Origin of the sequence: Sphaerotilus hippei, assembly GCF_003201595.1 — a bacterium.
Lineage (GTDB): Bacteria > Pseudomonadota > Gammaproteobacteria > Burkholderiales > Burkholderiaceae_C > Sphaerotilus > Sphaerotilus hippei.
This window is the reverse complement of sequence record NZ_QJJS01000014.1, coordinates 92,657-106,234: the sequence shown is the minus strand read 5'-3', so window position 1 is coordinate 106,234 and position 13,578 is coordinate 92,657. Positions and strand designations below refer to the sequence as shown.

Annotated in this window: 18 protein-coding genes; all 18 read left to right on the top strand. The window is 71.9% G+C overall.

Going from position 1 to position 13,578, the window contains the following annotated elements; all coding sequences use genetic code 11:
• The first annotated feature begins 272 nt into the window (after nt 1-272).
• The 18 genes from C7444_RS14690 to C7444_RS14610 all read left to right on the top strand — a co-directional run bounded on the left by C7444_RS14690 (nt 273) and on the right by C7444_RS14610 (nt 13,572).
• Nucleotides 273-1,250, top strand: coding sequence for a tripartite tricarboxylate transporter substrate binding protein (locus C7444_RS14690; protein ID WP_110401596.1), 978 nt, complete (start codon nt 273-275; stop codon nt 1,248-1,250).
• Nucleotides 1,251-1,480: 230 nt separating this feature from the next.
• Nucleotides 1,481-3,061, top strand: coding sequence for a nitrogenase cofactor biosynthesis protein NifB (gene nifB / locus C7444_RS14685; RefSeq protein WP_110401595.1), 1,581 nt, complete (start codon nt 1,481-1,483; stop codon nt 3,059-3,061).
• Nucleotides 3,062-3,105: 44 nt separating this feature from the next.
• Nucleotides 3,106-3,300 carry a 4Fe-4S binding protein gene (locus C7444_RS14680; protein ID WP_110401594.1) on the top strand — a complete coding sequence of 65 codons (195 nt, stop codon included), beginning with the start codon at nt 3,106-3,108 and terminating at the stop codon, nt 3,298-3,300.
• A 5-nt stretch (nt 3,301-3,305) separates the two neighbouring features.
• Nucleotides 3,306-3,698, top strand: a complete 393-nt coding sequence (locus tag C7444_RS14675; protein WP_110401619.1) for a HesB/IscA family protein — start codon at nt 3,306-3,308, stop codon at nt 3,696-3,698.
• Nucleotides 3,695-4,291, top strand: a complete 597-nt coding sequence (locus C7444_RS14670) for a hypothetical protein (protein ID WP_245909584.1) — start codon at nt 3,695-3,697, stop codon at nt 4,289-4,291. Before C7444_RS14675 ends, C7444_RS14670 begins: the two co-directional genes overlap by 4 nt.
• A gap of 20 nt (nt 4,292-4,311) precedes the next feature.
• The gene (locus C7444_RS14665; RefSeq protein WP_110401592.1) at nt 4,312-5,124 is read left to right on the top strand and encodes a 4Fe4S-binding leucine-rich repeat protein; all 813 of its coding nucleotides are present in this window, start codon (nt 4,312-4,314) and stop codon (nt 5,122-5,124) included.
• Complete coding sequence (locus C7444_RS14660) at nt 5,117-5,452, top strand: nitrogen fixation protein NifZ (RefSeq protein WP_110401591.1); 336 nt, start codon at nt 5,117-5,119, stop codon at nt 5,450-5,452. Before C7444_RS14665 ends, C7444_RS14660 begins: the two co-directional genes overlap by 8 nt.
• A 12-nt stretch (nt 5,453-5,464) precedes the next feature.
• Nucleotides 5,465-5,737, top strand: a complete 273-nt coding sequence (locus tag C7444_RS14655; RefSeq protein ID WP_110401590.1) for a nitrogen fixation protein NifZ — start codon at nt 5,465-5,467, stop codon at nt 5,735-5,737.
• Entirely contained in the window at nt 5,734-6,108 is a 375-nt protein-coding gene (locus C7444_RS14650) for a DUF3024 domain-containing protein (RefSeq protein ID WP_110401589.1), read from the top strand. The genes C7444_RS14655 and C7444_RS14650 overlap by 4 nt, the downstream gene beginning before the upstream one ends.
• The gene (locus C7444_RS14645) at nt 6,105-7,298 is read left to right on the top strand and encodes a cysteine desulfurase family protein (protein WP_245909583.1); all 1,194 of its coding nucleotides are present in this window, start codon (nt 6,105-6,107) and stop codon (nt 7,296-7,298) included. The genes C7444_RS14650 and C7444_RS14645 overlap by 4 nt, the downstream gene beginning before the upstream one ends.
• Nucleotides 7,299-7,321: 23 nt before the next feature.
• Nucleotides 7,322-7,546, top strand: coding sequence for a putative nitrogen fixation protein NifT (nifT, locus tag C7444_RS14640; protein ID WP_110401587.1), 225 nt, complete (start codon nt 7,322-7,324; stop codon nt 7,544-7,546).
• A gap of 7 nt (nt 7,547-7,553) precedes the next feature.
• A complete protein-coding gene (locus C7444_RS14635; RefSeq protein WP_211317570.1) occupies nt 7,554-7,829 on the top strand; it encodes a hypothetical protein in 276 nt (91 codons plus the stop codon).
• Nucleotides 7,830-7,893: 64 nt separating this feature from the next.
• Nucleotides 7,894-9,042: a DegT/DnrJ/EryC1/StrS family aminotransferase gene (locus tag C7444_RS14630; protein ID WP_245909589.1), complete on the top strand. Its 1,149-nt coding sequence runs from the start codon at nt 7,894-7,896 to the stop codon at nt 9,040-9,042.
• A gap of 46 nt (nt 9,043-9,088) precedes the next feature.
• Nucleotides 9,089-9,931, top strand: coding sequence for an SIR2 family NAD-dependent protein deacylase (locus C7444_RS14625; RefSeq protein WP_110401585.1), 843 nt, complete (start codon nt 9,089-9,091; stop codon nt 9,929-9,931).
• Nucleotides 9,932-9,968: 37 nt separating this feature from the next.
• Nucleotides 9,969-10,271 carry a 2Fe-2S iron-sulfur cluster-binding protein gene (locus C7444_RS14620; protein ID WP_110401584.1) on the top strand — a complete coding sequence of 101 codons (303 nt, stop codon included), beginning with the start codon at nt 9,969-9,971 and terminating at the stop codon, nt 10,269-10,271.
• Between the two features lie 71 nt (nt 10,272-10,342).
• Complete coding sequence (locus tag C7444_RS14615; protein WP_211317569.1) at nt 10,343-11,554, top strand: flavin monoamine oxidase family protein; 1,212 nt, start codon at nt 10,343-10,345, stop codon at nt 11,552-11,554.
• Nucleotides 11,551-12,027, top strand: coding sequence for a hypothetical protein (locus C7444_RS20410; protein ID WP_211317568.1), 477 nt, complete (start codon nt 11,551-11,553; stop codon nt 12,025-12,027). Before C7444_RS14615 ends, C7444_RS20410 begins: the two co-directional genes overlap by 4 nt.
• A gap of 3 nt (nt 12,028-12,030) precedes the next feature.
• Nucleotides 12,031-13,572: a (Fe-S)-binding protein gene (locus C7444_RS14610; RefSeq protein WP_211317567.1), complete on the top strand. Its 1,542-nt coding sequence runs from the start codon at nt 12,031-12,033 to the stop codon at nt 13,570-13,572.
• Nucleotides 13,573-13,578 lie beyond the last annotated feature (6 nt).

Here is a 13,578-nt window from a genome sequence, read left to right as displayed (position 1 = left end):
ACGATCCGGTCCGGGCGGTGCTGCGCTCGATGGAGCACGTCACCACCTTAGGGCAAGTCCGCCCCGGGAACCAAGCACATCTGTCACATGCACGTCACGTGCCTGTCCGAAATCCGACAAGAACGTGCAACGATGCCCGACATCGGGGGATCGGCGTGCCGTTCAGGGGCGCGCGTGCGCACCAGCCTGTGTCACCAGAGGGCTCACCAGAAGGCCAACCAGGCGCGGCGCGGCCGCGTGCTTCCCGATCCCCGTTGCCCGGAGACCCGCCCATGAACCCCGACCTGAAACGCCGCCTGCTGCTGGGGGCCGCCCCGGCCCTGCTGGCCACCGCCCTGCCGGTGCGCGCCGAGACCTCCACCGCGCCGCTGCGCCTGATCCTGCCGGTCAGCGCCGGCTCGGCCGTGGACACCATCATGCGGGCCACCCAGGGCGCGCTGAGCAAGGCGCTCGGCGGCCAGCCGGTGGTGATCGACAACCTGCCCGGCGCCGGAGGCATCACCGGCACGTCCGCCCTGGTCAAGGCCGCGCCGGACGGGCTGACCCTCGGCGTGCTGTCCAACAACCACGTCGTCCACCCAAGCGTCTACAAGAAGCTGCCCTACGACACCTACGAGGACATCACCCCGATCGCCATCGGCGGCAGTTCGCCGATGGTGCTGGTGGTCCACCCGAAGGTGCCGGCCAGGAACGTCAAGGAGCTGGCCGCGCTGCTCAAGGCCCGACCTGACGGCTACAACTACGGCTCGGCCGGCAACGGCACCATCGTCCACCTGGCCGGCGAGCTGGTGGTCGAGGAGATGGGCGCCAGCGCGCGCCACATTCCCTACAAGGGCACCGGCCCGCAGATCGCCGACCTGCTGGGCGGCCAGGTCGAGATGGGCGTCAGCGCGCTGGTGGTGGTGCAGCCGCACCTGCGCAGCGGCGCGCTGCGGGCGATCGGCGTCATGAGCCGCGAGCGCATCGCCGCGGCCCCGGACCTGCCCACGCTGGCCGAACAGGGCTTGCCCGGTGCCGAGGCCGAAGGCTGGTTCGCCATCGTCGGCCCGGCCCGGCTGCCGGCGGCCGAGGTGCGGCGCCTGCATGCCGCCTTCAGCGCCGCGTTCAACGCGCCGGAGGTCAAGGAGGCGATGCTGCGCCAGGGCAACCAGATCCGCATGAGCAGCCCCGAGGAGGCCGGCCGTTTCATGCGCAGCGAAGGCGCGCGCTTCGGCCGCCTGGTCAAGAAGATCGGCCTGCAGCTCGACTGAGCCCGCGGCCCGCCGGCACCTCGGTGCATCGGCTTCGGCCGCTGCGGCGCGCCCGGGGCTTTGTCGCGGCCCCGCCGCGATCTGTCGACTTTGTCGCGATCCGCACATCCCGACATGCGCCTTGATCCAGCGCAACCGATTGATTTGTCTGGTGTATTTGCCATCGGACGGCTTGGCACGGCTCTCGCAATGAGGGTTGCACGTACCACTGACGTCCCAAAGGCAAGCCCATGTCCAGCACCACGGCATTCGTTTCGATCGGTGACCTGCGAAAAGGTCACAAGGCAGTCAGCGAGGTCATCGAAACCGGTGGAGGCTGCGGCACCACCGGCGGCGAGGGCAAGGCCAGCTGTGGCACGTCGGCCGGTCCCGACGACATGCCCCAGGAGATCTGGGACAAGGTCAAGAACCACCCCTGCTACTCGGAAGAGGCCCATCACCACTACGCCCGCATGCACGTGGCGGTGGCGCCGGCCTGCAACATCCAGTGCAACTACTGCAACCGCAAGTACGACTGCAGCAACGAGAGCCGCCCCGGTGTCGTCAGCCAGAAGCTGACGCCCGAGCAGGCGGTCAAGAAGGTCGTGGCCGTCGCCAGCGAGATCCCGCAGATGACGGTGCTGGGCATCGCCGGCCCCGGCGACTCGCTGGCCAGCCCGACCAAGACCTTCGCCACCTTCAAGATGCTGCAGGAGCAGGCGCCCGACATCAAGCTGTGCCTGTCGACCAACGGCCTGGCGCTGCCGGCGCTGGTCGACGAGATCTGCAAGTACAACATCGACCACGTCACGATCACCATCAACATGGTCGATCCGGAGGTCGGCGCCAAGATCTATCCGTGGATCTTCTGGGAGCACAAGCGCGTCACCGGCGTCGAGGCCGCCCGCATCCTGCACGAGCAGCAGATGAAGGGCCTGGAGATGCTGACCGAGCGCGGCGTGCTCACCAAGATCAACTCGGTGCTGATCCCGGGCATCAACGACGAGCACCTGATCGAGGTGAACCGCGAGGTCAAGAAGCGCGGCGCCTTCCTGCACAACATCATGCCGCTGATCAGCGAGGCCGAGCACGGCACCTGGTTCGGCCTGAACGGCCAGCGCGGCCCGACCGCGCAGGAGCTCAAGGCCGTGCAGGACGCCTGCATGGGCGGCGCCAACCTGATGCGGCATTGCCGCCAGTGCCGTGCCGATGCGGTGGGCCTGCTGGGCGAGGACCGCTCCGAGGAGTTCACCCTCGACAAGATCGAGGAGATGGAGATCGTCTACGACCTGGACAAGCGCCGCACCTACCAGGACAAGGTCGAGGCCGAACGCCAGGCCCAGGTCGACGCCAAGCGCGCCGCGCTGGTCGCCGCCCAGGCCGACGACGGCGTGGACCCCAGCATCAAGGTGCTGGTGGCCGTGGCCACCGAAGGCCATGGCAAGGTCAACCAGCATTTCGGCCACGCCACCGAGTTCCAGATCTTCGAGGTCAGCAAGGCCGAGGCGCTGTTCGTCGGCCACCGCCGCGTCGACCTGTACTGCCAGGGCGGTTATGGCGAGGACGAGGCTCTGCCCTCGGTGGTCAGCGCGATCAACGACTGCCACGCCGTGCTGGTCTCCAAGATCGGCGCCTGCCCGCGGGACGAGCTGAAGGCCGCCGGCATCGAGCCGGTCGACCAGTACGCCCACGAGTTCATCGAGAAGGCCGCGCTGTCCTGGTTCTCCGACTACCGCCAGCGCATCGCCAGCGGTGCCATCACCCACCAGGTCCGCGGTGATGCGCAGATCCGCCAGGGTGCCTTCACCAGCGGCACCGAAGCGGCCGCCTGAATTCCTTCCACGCCCCCCCACCCATCCAGCCCAAGGAGATAGACATGGCTCTCAAGATCATTGCCTCGATGTGCACCGGCTGCTCCGCCTGCGAGCCCGAGTGCCCCAACGTCGCCATCCGCGAGAAGGGCGGCACCTTCATCATCGATCCGGCCAAGTGCACCGAGTGCGAAGGCCAGTTCGACTCGCCCCAGTGCGTCGCAGTGTGCCCGGTCGACAACTGCATCAAGAAAGTGTGAGCGACATGCTGCAACCCAACGTGATCGTCATGCCGGCGGCCGAGAAGTTCATGCGGCGCATGGTGCGTTTTTCCGAGCACCCGGCCGGCGGCTTCCGCCTGACCGTCAGCCCCGGCGGCTGCTCGGGCTATTCGAGCGAGTTCACCGTCGAGCCCCGGCCGATGGCCGGCGACAGCGTGCTGATGGTCAACGACGTGCAGGTGTTCCTGCCGGCCGAGAGCCGCCTGATGCTCGACGGCATCACGGTGGACTTCGCCGACACGCCCACCAAGAGCGGCCTGACCTTCGTCAACCCGAACCAGGCCGCCTGCGGCTGCTCGAGCTCGGGCGACGCGGCCGCGATGCCGGCCGAGACCAGCGTCTCGCTGGACTCCATCAAGCGCACGGTGAGGGCATGATGGACGGGCTGGCCGACTTCGACGATGCGGTGCTGGGGGGCGGCCTGTCGGCCGAGACCGAGGCGGCCCTGAAAGAAGCCGGCCAGCTGCGCGGCGTGGAGCCGGCGCTGGCGATGGCCGCCCTGATGCGGGCCCGGTCGCTGGCGCCGGACCATCCGGCGGTGCTGATCGCCTTCTACCGCCACCATTTCTACGGCCACCGCCTGGCGGCGGCCCGCGACATCGCCCGCCGGGCGCTGACCGTGGGCGCCCTGGCGCTGGACCTGCCGACCGTCTGGCGCGACGTGCCCGACCGCCCGCTGCCCGAGGCGGGCAGTGGCGCCCGCACCCGCTTCTACCTGTTCGTGCTCAAGGGCTACGCCTACCTCAGCCTGCGCCTGGACGACCAGAACGAGGCCCGCGACGCGCTGGCCAAGCTGCGCGAGCTGGACCCGGAGGACCGGGTCGGCGGCGCGCTGCTCGAGGCCGTGCGGGTGCGTGCGCTGGTGGGTGACGACCCGGACGCGCCCGACGCTGCCGACGCCCCGGCCTTCGGTGCCGCCGCGTGGGCCCGGGCCTCGGGCACCGGCCACCGCCCGGGCGCTTCGGCCTGAGACAGCGACGGACCCCCGCCATGGCCGACCTGTCCAACTCCCCCCCGGCCTGGCAGGACATCCCCGTGCTCGACTGGCAGGGCGGTCCGCTGGACTGCAGCGCCTGCCCGCACCAGGACCTGCTGGCCCTGGGGGCCGACGCCGGCTGCGCGCCCGGGCGCTGCTGCATGCAGGACGCCTATGCCCGGCGCATCGACCGCTTCTTCCGCCAGCACCGCACGCTGGCCGGCCGGCACCTCGGCCACCCGTATTTCGAGGTGCGGGCGATCGCCGCCCGCTATGCCGACGTCTTCCAGCTGCCCGCGCTGATGGACGATCCCGACGAGACCGTGCGGCTGCAGGTCGCGCTGCGCCTGCCGCAGCGGCTGCTGGGCCGGCTGCGCGAGGATCCCCATCGTGAGGTGCGCATCCGGGTGGCGCAGCGCCTGGCCGATGCCGACGTGGCCTCGATGCTGGGCGACGGCGACTACGAGGTGCGCAAGGTCGTCGCCCGCCGCCTGCCGGTCGCCCTGCTGCCGCTGCTGATGCACGACACCGACCTGCAGGTGCGTCTGGAGGTGGCGCGCCGCCTCGAGATGCCCGCGCTGCTGCGCCTGGCCGCCGACCGTGATCCGGAGGTGCGTCGCCTCGTGGCCGAGCGCCTGCCCGCCGGGCTGCTCGAGGCCCTGGTGCACGACCCCGACTGGGTCGTGCGCTGGCACGTGGCCGGCCGGGCCGCCCCGGCGCTGCTGGCCCGCCTGCGCGACGACGACGAGGCCGAGGTGCGCGAGCAGGTGCGCACCCGCCTGCTGCAGCTGATTCCTTCCGCAACCCAGGAGTGCTCCGATGGCTGACATCTCCCGTGACGACGACGTGCTCGAGATCTCCCTGCCGCCCCGTTTCTCGATGGGCGAGCGCGTGATCAGCCGTTCGGTGGTGCGCAACGACGGCACCTACAACGGCAAGGACATCGGCGACGTGCTGGTGAACAAGGGCGAGATCGGCTACGTGCGCTCGATCGGCACCTTCCTGCAGATGTTCTACATCTACGCCGTCGAGTTCGTCGACTCCGGCCACCAGGTCGGCATGCGCGCCAAGGAGCTGTGCACGCTCGACCACCTGCCCGAGGAGGTGCTGGCCCAGCTGGGCGAGCGCTTCACCCAGCTCAATGACATCCGCTGACAGGAGCCCGACATGATCGACCAGCGTCTGCCCCGCTACGAGTGGGGCCAGGAGGTGGTGGCCGCCACCGATCTCTACAACGACGGCAGCCTGCCCGACGTGCCCGAGGACCAGCTGGTCGTCGCCGCCGGCGGCCCGGGCGAGATCGTGCAGGTGGGCCATCACGGCGAGGCCAACATCCCGCTCTACATGGTCGACTTCGGCATCGTGGTGCTGGGCTGTCTCGAGGAGGAGATCGTGCCGCCCGGGCTCTACGTGCCCGAGGCCGAGGGAGTCGCCGCGTGACTCCGCACACCGTCCCTCCGCGGGGCAGCCGGCCGCGCCCTCCGGGCGGCGCCGTCGCCGGTCCGGTCACTGACCTGTCGCGGCGCCGCATCGAACGGGCGCTGGAGCGGCGGGCCCGCTACAAGTACGTGCAGCCGCGCCTGGAGCGTGAAGGGCACGGCTGGAAGATCGTCAGCGCGAACTGCTCGCGCAACATCGATCCGATGGGTGGCGAGATCGACATCGCCTGGTTCGAGCCCGAGGGCGATCGCTGGGCGCTGCACGCCCGTGACCACGCGTCGGGCCGCTGGGTGCGCAAGGGGGCAGGCCTGACGCTGCCCCGGGCGCTGGACCTCGTCTGTGAAGACCGTGACCGGGAGTACTGGCAATGAACATGTCGCTTGCAGGCGCTTCGCTCGTCTACCTCGACCACAACGCCACCACGCGGCCGGCCCCCGAGGTCGTGACCGAGATGGTCGACGCGCTGGAGCTGGGCTGGGCCAACCCGTCCTCGACCCACGAGCCCGGCCAGGGCGCCCGCCGCCTGCTGGCCGACGCCCGCACCCGCGTGGCCGCCTTCCTGGGCTGCCAGGGCACGGAGCTGGTGTTCACCAGCGGCGCGACCGAGGCCAACCACATGGCGGTGCTCGGCGCGCTGGAGGCGGCCCGTGCGGCCTCCGGCGGCCAGCGCCGCCGCCTGGTGCTGTCGGCGGTCGAGCACCCCGGCCTGCTGGCCCTGGCCCGGCGCCTGCAGGGTGAAGGCGTGCCGGTCGACCTGATCCCGGTGGACACGCAGGGCCGCCTCGACCTGGACGCCGCCCGGGCGCTGATCCGCGACGACGTCGCGCTGGTCAGCGTGATGGGCGCCAACAACGAGACCGGCGTGCTGATGCCGGTGGCCGAGCTGGCCGCGCTGGCCCGCGCCGCGGGCAGCCTGCTGCACGTCGATGCGACCCAGCTGCTGGGCAAGTCGCGGCTGCATTTCGCGTCCTCGGGCATTGACCTGATGAGCGTGTCGGCCCACAAGCTGCACGGCCCCAAGGGCGTGGGCGCGCTGGTCGTGCGCAAGGGCGTGGTGCTGCCGGCGCTGCTGTCGGGCCGCCAGGAACGCAACCGCCGCGGTGGCACCGAGAACACCCCCGGCATCGCCGGTTTCGCCGCCGCCTGCGAGCTGGCGCGGCGCACGCTCGACGAGGACCTGGCGCGCATGACGGCGCTGCGCGAGCGGCTCGAGGACGGTCTGAGGGCCTGGCCGCAGGTGCAGGTCTACGGCCGCCAGGCCGCTCGCCTGCCCAACACCGTGTGCCTGCGCTTCGGCGCGCTCGACAGCGACCAGGTGCTCAACCGGCTGGAGAACGCCGGGGTGGTCGCCTCGTCGGGCGCGGCCTGCACCGCGGCTGGCACCCAGCCCTCGCACGTGCTGCTGGCGATGGGCGAGAGCGCGCTGCATGCCAAGGCGGGCGTGCGCTTCTCGCTCGGCCGCGAGACCGCCGCCGCCGAGATCCAGCGTGCCCTCGACGCCGTGGCCCGGGTGATCGGCCCGCTGCTGGCCCCGATCGAAACCACCGCGATGGCGGCCTGATTGAAACCCCTCTGGAGAACGTGATGAAAGTGATGATGCGCCGCAACGCTGCCGGGATCCTGTCGGTCTACGTGCCCAAGAAGGACCTGGAGGAGCCCGTCGTCGCGCAGGACCGGCCGGACCTGTGGGGCGGCAACGTCACGCTGGCCAACGGCTGGGTGCTGACCCTGCCCGAGATGCCCGCCGGCACGACGCTGCCGATCACGGTGGAGGCCCGCAAGCTGGCCGACGCCACCGCCGCCGAGTGAGGCCGCCATGACCGCCACCCTGGCCATCGATGCCACCGCGCTGGACGAAGCCCTCGGCCTCGCCGAGGCCGCCGCCACCGTGCGCGAAGCCGCCGCGGCGCTGCGCACCCGTTTTGCCCCGATGAGGATCGTCGTGGTCGACGCCTTCGACATGCGCGCCGAGACCCCGGCCGCGCAGGGCGAGCGGCGTGCCCTCTACCTCGGTGCCAGCGATGGCCATTGCTGGCAGGTCACGGCCGATCCGGCCCGGGCCGTCGGCTTCTTCATCAGCGACCGGGGGTGATGCGATGAGCGCCTTCCCCGACCTGATGGAGACCACCGCCGAGGACGAGCAGGAGCACTTCGACCTGCCCGACGACTGGCTGCTGCTGAGCGATCCCGACGTCAGCGAGGTCGAGCAGCAGCTGGTGCTGGCCGCGCTGAAGGAGCCGCGGCTGTCGGCCGGGCGCATGGTCGAGCACTTCGAGCAGGCGTTCGCCCGCCACCTGGGCCGTGCCCATGCGGTGGCGGTGGCCAGCGGCACGATCGGTGTCTGGCTGGCCCTGCGGGCGATGGGCATCGGCCCGGGCGACGAGGTGATCGCCTCGCCCTATGGCTGGCACCAGGTGGCTCACGCCGTGGGCCTGACCGGCGCTCGCGTGGTCTTCTCCGACATCAACTACTGGACCGGCTGCCTCGACCCGGTGCGGGCGGCCACCCAGATCACGCCGGCGACCCGCGCCATCCTGGCGGGCAACATCAACGGCCACCCGGCGGCCTGGCACGAGCTGCGCGCGGTGGCCGACCAGCACGGCCTGAAGCTGATCGAGGATTCCACCGAGGCCATCGGCTCGCGCTACCGCGGCTGCGAGGTGGGCACCTTCGGCGACGTGTCGGTGTTCGACTTCTCGCAGCCCTCGGCGCTGTGCTGCGGCGAAGGCGGCATGCTCGTCACCGACGATGCGACGCTGGCGGCCGAGCTGCGCTACCTGCGCTCGCGCTCCATCGCCGACCGCCGCAGCGTCTCGGTCGGCTCGCGCGTGCCGCTGCAGGCCAGCATGAGCGAGCTGACCGCCGCGCTCGGCGCCGGCCAGCTGGCCCGGCTGCCCGAGCTGCTCGAGCGGCGCAAGGCGGTCGAGCGCTGCTACCTCGAGCAGATGCAGAGCTTCGAGGGCATCAAGCCGCCGTATGTCGGCCAGGACGTCGACGAGGTGCACTGGATGCTGTTCATCGTGCACCTGGGCAAGCGGTTCACCGCCAGCGCCTGCGAGCAGATCATCGAGGACATGAGCGCCGAGTCCATCGAGTCGGTGCTGTACTGCCAGCCGCTGCACCAGCAGTTCCACTACCAGCAGCTGGGCTGGAAGCGCGGCCAGTTCCCGCTGGTCGAGCGCATCGCCGACCGGGCGATGGCCCTGCCCTTCCACGGCCACCTCGAGCCCGACCACGTCAAGTTCATCGTCAAGACGATGAAGGACTCGTCGGTCAACGTCGGTGCCGGGGCGGCGATCTACTGATCCTGCCTTCCTCCCCCCGTCCACCCCACTCTCCACGAGGCGCCCCATGAGCCATCCGACCGTCGATCACCTGCCCCCTGCCGTGGCCGAGGGCCTCGCCGCCGGCACCCTGGTGCCCTACCTGGGCCCGGGCATGCTGGCCCTGTGCAGCGGCAGCACGCCGCCGCCTGATCCGCTGGGCCTGGCCCAGTTCCTCACCGCCAAGGTGTCGGTGCCGGGCAAGATCAAGAACCGCCTGACCGCCGCGGCCCAGTTCATCGAGAACTTCAAGCACCGCAAGACCCTGGTCAAGGCGATGGTCGAGGCCTTCGCGACGCAGGCCGCGCCGTCGCCGCTGCACCAGTGGCTGGCGACGCTGGGCGCGCCGTTCATCGTCGACACCTGGTACGACGACACGATGCGCAGCGCGCTGGCGGGTCGCAGCGACTGGGCCGAGGTCCAGGGCCTGAGCCAGAGCGAGCACTTCGGCACCTGGGTGGGCTGGTACGGCGCCACCGGCGAGGGCAGCCCCGATCCGGTCGAGGCCCGCACCGTGCTCTACAAGCCCTGGGGCGGCCGGGCGCCGGCCGAGAACTTCCTGGTCTCCGACACCGACATGGTCGAGGTGCTGACCGAGATCGACATCCAGACGCCGATCCCGGCGCTGGTGCAGCAGCGCCGCAGCGAGCGGGGCTTCGTCTTCCTCGGCTGCCGCTTCAACGACCAGCTGCCGCGCGCCTTCGCCCGCCAGATCATGAAACGCTCCGGCGGTCCGCACTACGCGGTGCTGCCCGACGAGCCCTCGCGCATGGAGGTCCGTTTCCTCGAGGAGCAGGGCATCACCCGGATCGCCCTGCCCCTGGCCGACGTGGCGGCCCGGCTGACCACCGGCACGCCCGTCGCCGCCTGATTTCCCCCACCCACCCTCCAAGCACAGGAGTTTTTCCATGACCACGCTCACCCTCCAGCCTTCGGGCAAGACCTTCGAATTCGAAGCCGGCACCAACCTGCTCAAGGCCATCCTCGCCGCCGGCGAAGCGCTGGCCAGCAAGTGTGGCGGCGAGGCCAAGTGCGGCGCCTGCCACATCTTCGTCAAGGAAGGCCGCAAGGGCGTGTCCAAGCTGACCCCGGCCGAGAACGCCAAGCTCGACACCCTCGTGGGCATCGGCTCCAAGTCGCGCCTGGCCTGCCAGGTCACGCTGCTGGGCACCGAGCCGGTGACGGTCGAGCTGCTGGGCGCGCTCAACTGAGTCACCACGGGCCGTCGCCGGGCGGCCCGTGCCGCGCCGGCCTGCATCACCGCTACAGGGGAGTTCCTGCCATGCTGGACATCGCGATCATCGGTGGCGGCCTGTGCGGGCTGGCGCTTGCGCACAGCCTCCAGGCCCGCCGCATGGACTGGGCACTCTTCGAGGGCCGCGACCGCCTCGGTGGTCGTGTGCTCGGCAGCCCGGCCGGCACCGGTCCGGCGCTGGACCTGGGCCCGACCTGGTTCTGGCCGGCCACCCAGCCGTCGATCACCCGCCTGATCGACGACCTGGGGCTGGACTGGATCGAGCAGCCCGACGATGGCCGCGTGCTGCTGCTGGACGACCCGAACCGGGTGCCGACCCCGCGCGCCTTCGACCCGCACACCGGCACGCTGCGTGCCGAGGGCGACCGCACCCCCGCCCAGGCCGGCGCGCTGCACGGTGGCGCCCGCCGCCTGACCGGTGGCATGAGCGCCCTGACCGGCGCGATGCAGGCGATGCTGCCGGCCCAGCGCCTGCGCCTGGGGCAGCGCCTGCTGCGCCTGGTCGACCGCGGGGACCATGTCGAACTGCATTTTTCGGCGCCCGAGGCCTGCGGGTCGACCTCGACCGCGCGGTTGACCGCGCGGCGGGTGGTGCTGGCTTTGCCGCCCCGACTGGCGGCGGCCTCGCTGGCCTTCGAGCCGGCGCTGCCCGAACCGCTGGACGCGGCCCTGCGCGCCACCCCGACCTGGATGGCCACCGCCGCCAAGGCGGCCGTGCGCTGCGACCGGCCCGCCTGGCGCGACCAGGGGCTCAGCGGCAACGCCTGGGTCACCCACCCGCAGGCCGTGCTGGCCGAGGTGTTCGATGCCGGGCCGGCCGATGCGCGCGAAGGCGCCGCGCTGGCCGGTTTCCTGGCGCTGGGCGCTTCGCAGCGCGACCAGTTCCGCGTCGGCCTGCCGATGCTGATCGAGAGCCAGGTCCAGATGCTGTTCGGTGCCGGCACCGGCCTCGGCGTGCTCGAACAGCACCTGCAGGACTGGGCCCGCGAGCCGCTGACCTGCACCGCACTCGATGTCGCCGAAGACGGTCAGCCCGGTGGCCACCCGGTCTACGGTGACGAGGCGCTGCAGCGGCCGCTGTGGCAGGGCCGGCTGCTGCTGGGCGGCAGCGAGACGGCCCGCCAGGGCGGGGGCTATCTCGAAGGGGCGCTGTCGGCCGCCGCGCGGCTGCGCCGCCTGCTGACCGAGGCCGCCAACGATGCCGCGCCCGTCCCGGTGCCGGCAGGCGCGCTGCCATGACCGCGCCGAGCCCCGCGTCGCCGGTCGAGCACGGGCCCTGGCTGGCCGATTTTGCCGAGGCGGTGCAGCGTGGCCGCGCAGGCCTGATGCAGCGCTACCGCGAGCAGGTGCATGCGGCGCTGTCGAGCCAGCAGGCCGAGGACCTGACCCTCAACGCCGTGCTGGCGGTGATGGATGCGTTCCACGGCGAGGCGCTGGCCCGCCTGGCAGGCGGGCCAGCGACCGCGCATCTGCCGGTCGAGGCCGGGCGCCACCGGCTGACGCCCGAGGTGCTGGCCCCCTTCCGCGGGTCGGCCGAAGCGCTGGTGACCGAGGTGGTCAAGTTCAACAACACCTCCTGCGCCCTGTCGAACTTCCCGCAGGAACACCGCCCCAGCACCGCGACCCTGGCGCTGATCCGCCGCGAACTCGCCGCCACCTGGCGCGACTTCGCGCTGCGCGCCAACGCCCTGCTCTGCGAGCACCGGGGCTGAACGATGGCCGATCTGCCTTCGATGGAGCTGCCGATGGGGCCGCCCGGCATGGATGAGCCGATGCCGCCCGGCGCGTGCGGGCCGGCCGGGCCGAGCGCGCTGCAGCTCGACTGGTCGGCCCATGACGCCTACGGCCAGGGCGACGCCTACGCGGCGGTGCCCGGGCGAGGCGAGGGCTTCGGCAAGGCAGCCTCGCTGTGCATCGGCAGCCGGCAGTGCCAGAAGGCCCGCGGCGATGCCGGCGACAAGGGCCTGATGTGCCCGAGCTTCCGCATCACGCAGGACGATCTGCACAGCACGCGCGGCCGGGCGGCCGCGCTGCGCGAGGCCCTCGACGGCGAACTCGCGCCCGGCGGCACGGCCGGTCTGGCCGCGGCGGCGACCTCGCCGCTGTGGGACGCCGCCGCCGCGCAGCGGCTCGACGCCGCGATGGAACTCTGCGTGGCCTGCAAGGGCTGCAAGCGCGAGTGCCCGAACGGGGTCGACATGGCCGCGCTGCGCGCCGAGACCCTGGCGCAGCGCTGGCACCGGCAGCGCCCGCCGTGGCGCACCCGCTTCTTTGCCGCCCTGCCCCTCCACCTGCCGCGCTTGCGGCCGCTGCGTTCGCTGCTGGTCTGGCGCGATCGCCTGCCCTGGGTGGCGCGGCTCGGCGAGCGGCTGACCGGCATCGCCGCCGCGCGCTCCTTGCCGCGCCTGGCGGCGCGTCCGTTCCTGGATCGGCCGACCCCGACCCCGCTGCCCCAGGCCGGTCCGGCCCGTGAAGTGGTCCTGCTGGTCGACTGCTTTGCCAACCATCTCGATCCGGAGGTGGCCGAGGCGGCCGTGGTGGTGCTGCAGGCCGCGGGCCTGCGCGTCCACCTGCTGCGGGCGGCCGATGGCGGCGCGCTGTGCTGCGGGCGCACCGCCTTCTCGGCCGGGCTGGTCGACGAGGCCCGCGCCCACGCCGGCCGGCTGCTGCAGGCGCTGGAGCCGCACCTGGACGCGGGCCGCGCGGTGATCGGCCTGGAGCCTTCCTGCCTGACGATGCTGCGCGACGAGGTGCACCTGCTGCGCCTGCCGCCCGGGTCGGTGAAGAAGCTCGAGCGCCAGGTCTTCCTGATGGAGGAGTTCCTGGTGCGTGAACACGACGCCCGGCGCCTGGCCCTGCCCTGGCGGGCGCTCGAGCGCACGGTGCATGTGCACGGCCATTGCCACCAGAAGGCCTTCGGCACGCTCAAGGCGATGCGCAAGCTGCTCGGCCTGGTGCCGGGCCTGCAGGTGCAGTGGATCGAGTCGAGCTGCTGCGGCATGGCTGGCAGCTTCGGCTACGAGGCCGAGCACCATGCCGCTTCGATGCGCATGGGCGAACTGGCGCTGCTGCCGGCCGTGCGCGCGGCCGCGCCGGACGACCTGATCCTGGCCAGCGGCACCAGCTGCCGCCACCAGATCCGCGACGGCGCGGGCCGCGAGGCCGTGCACCTGGCGCTGCTGCTGCGGGCCGCGCTGTCGCCCTCGCCATCGCTCCCCGACGGTCCGGCGGTGGCGCCCGCCGCCGTGTCCCCCTGACCCCGC

Excerpts from the sequence above, each read along its gene's own strand:
- C7444_RS14690 (WP_110401596.1), top strand. The coding sequence starts at position 273 with ATGAACCCCGACCTGAAACGCCGCCTGCTGCTGGGGGCCGCCCCGGCC.
- nifB (WP_110401595.1), top strand. The coding sequence starts at position 1,481 with ATGTCCAGCACCACGGCATTCGTTTCGATCGGTGACCTGCGAAAAGGT.
- C7444_RS14680 (WP_110401594.1), top strand. The coding sequence starts at position 3,106 with ATGGCTCTCAAGATCATTGCCTCGATGTGCACCGGCTGCTCCGCCTGC.
- C7444_RS14675 (WP_110401619.1), top strand. The coding sequence starts at position 3,306 with ATGCTGCAACCCAACGTGATCGTCATGCCGGCGGCCGAGAAGTTCATG.
- C7444_RS14670 (WP_245909584.1), top strand. The coding sequence starts at position 3,695 with ATGATGGACGGGCTGGCCGACTTCGACGATGCGGTGCTGGGGGGCGGC.
- C7444_RS14665 (WP_110401592.1), top strand. The coding sequence starts at position 4,312 with ATGGCCGACCTGTCCAACTCCCCCCCGGCCTGGCAGGACATCCCCGTG.
- C7444_RS14660 (WP_110401591.1), top strand. The coding sequence starts at position 5,117 with ATGGCTGACATCTCCCGTGACGACGACGTGCTCGAGATCTCCCTGCCG.
- C7444_RS14655 (WP_110401590.1), top strand. The coding sequence starts at position 5,465 with ATGATCGACCAGCGTCTGCCCCGCTACGAGTGGGGCCAGGAGGTGGTG.
- C7444_RS14645 (WP_245909583.1), top strand. The coding sequence starts at position 6,105 with ATGAACATGTCGCTTGCAGGCGCTTCGCTCGTCTACCTCGACCACAAC.
- nifT (WP_110401587.1), top strand. The coding sequence starts at position 7,322 with ATGAAAGTGATGATGCGCCGCAACGCTGCCGGGATCCTGTCGGTCTAC.
- C7444_RS14635 (WP_211317570.1), top strand. The coding sequence starts at position 7,554 with ATGACCGCCACCCTGGCCATCGATGCCACCGCGCTGGACGAAGCCCTC.
- C7444_RS14625 (WP_110401585.1), top strand. The coding sequence starts at position 9,089 with ATGAGCCATCCGACCGTCGATCACCTGCCCCCTGCCGTGGCCGAGGGC.
- C7444_RS14620 (WP_110401584.1), top strand. The coding sequence starts at position 9,969 with ATGACCACGCTCACCCTCCAGCCTTCGGGCAAGACCTTCGAATTCGAA.
- C7444_RS14615 (WP_211317569.1), top strand. The coding sequence starts at position 10,343 with ATGCTGGACATCGCGATCATCGGTGGCGGCCTGTGCGGGCTGGCGCTT.
- C7444_RS20410 (WP_211317568.1), top strand. The coding sequence starts at position 11,551 with ATGACCGCGCCGAGCCCCGCGTCGCCGGTCGAGCACGGGCCCTGGCTG.
- C7444_RS14610 (WP_211317567.1), top strand. The coding sequence starts at position 12,031 with ATGGCCGATCTGCCTTCGATGGAGCTGCCGATGGGGCCGCCCGGCATG.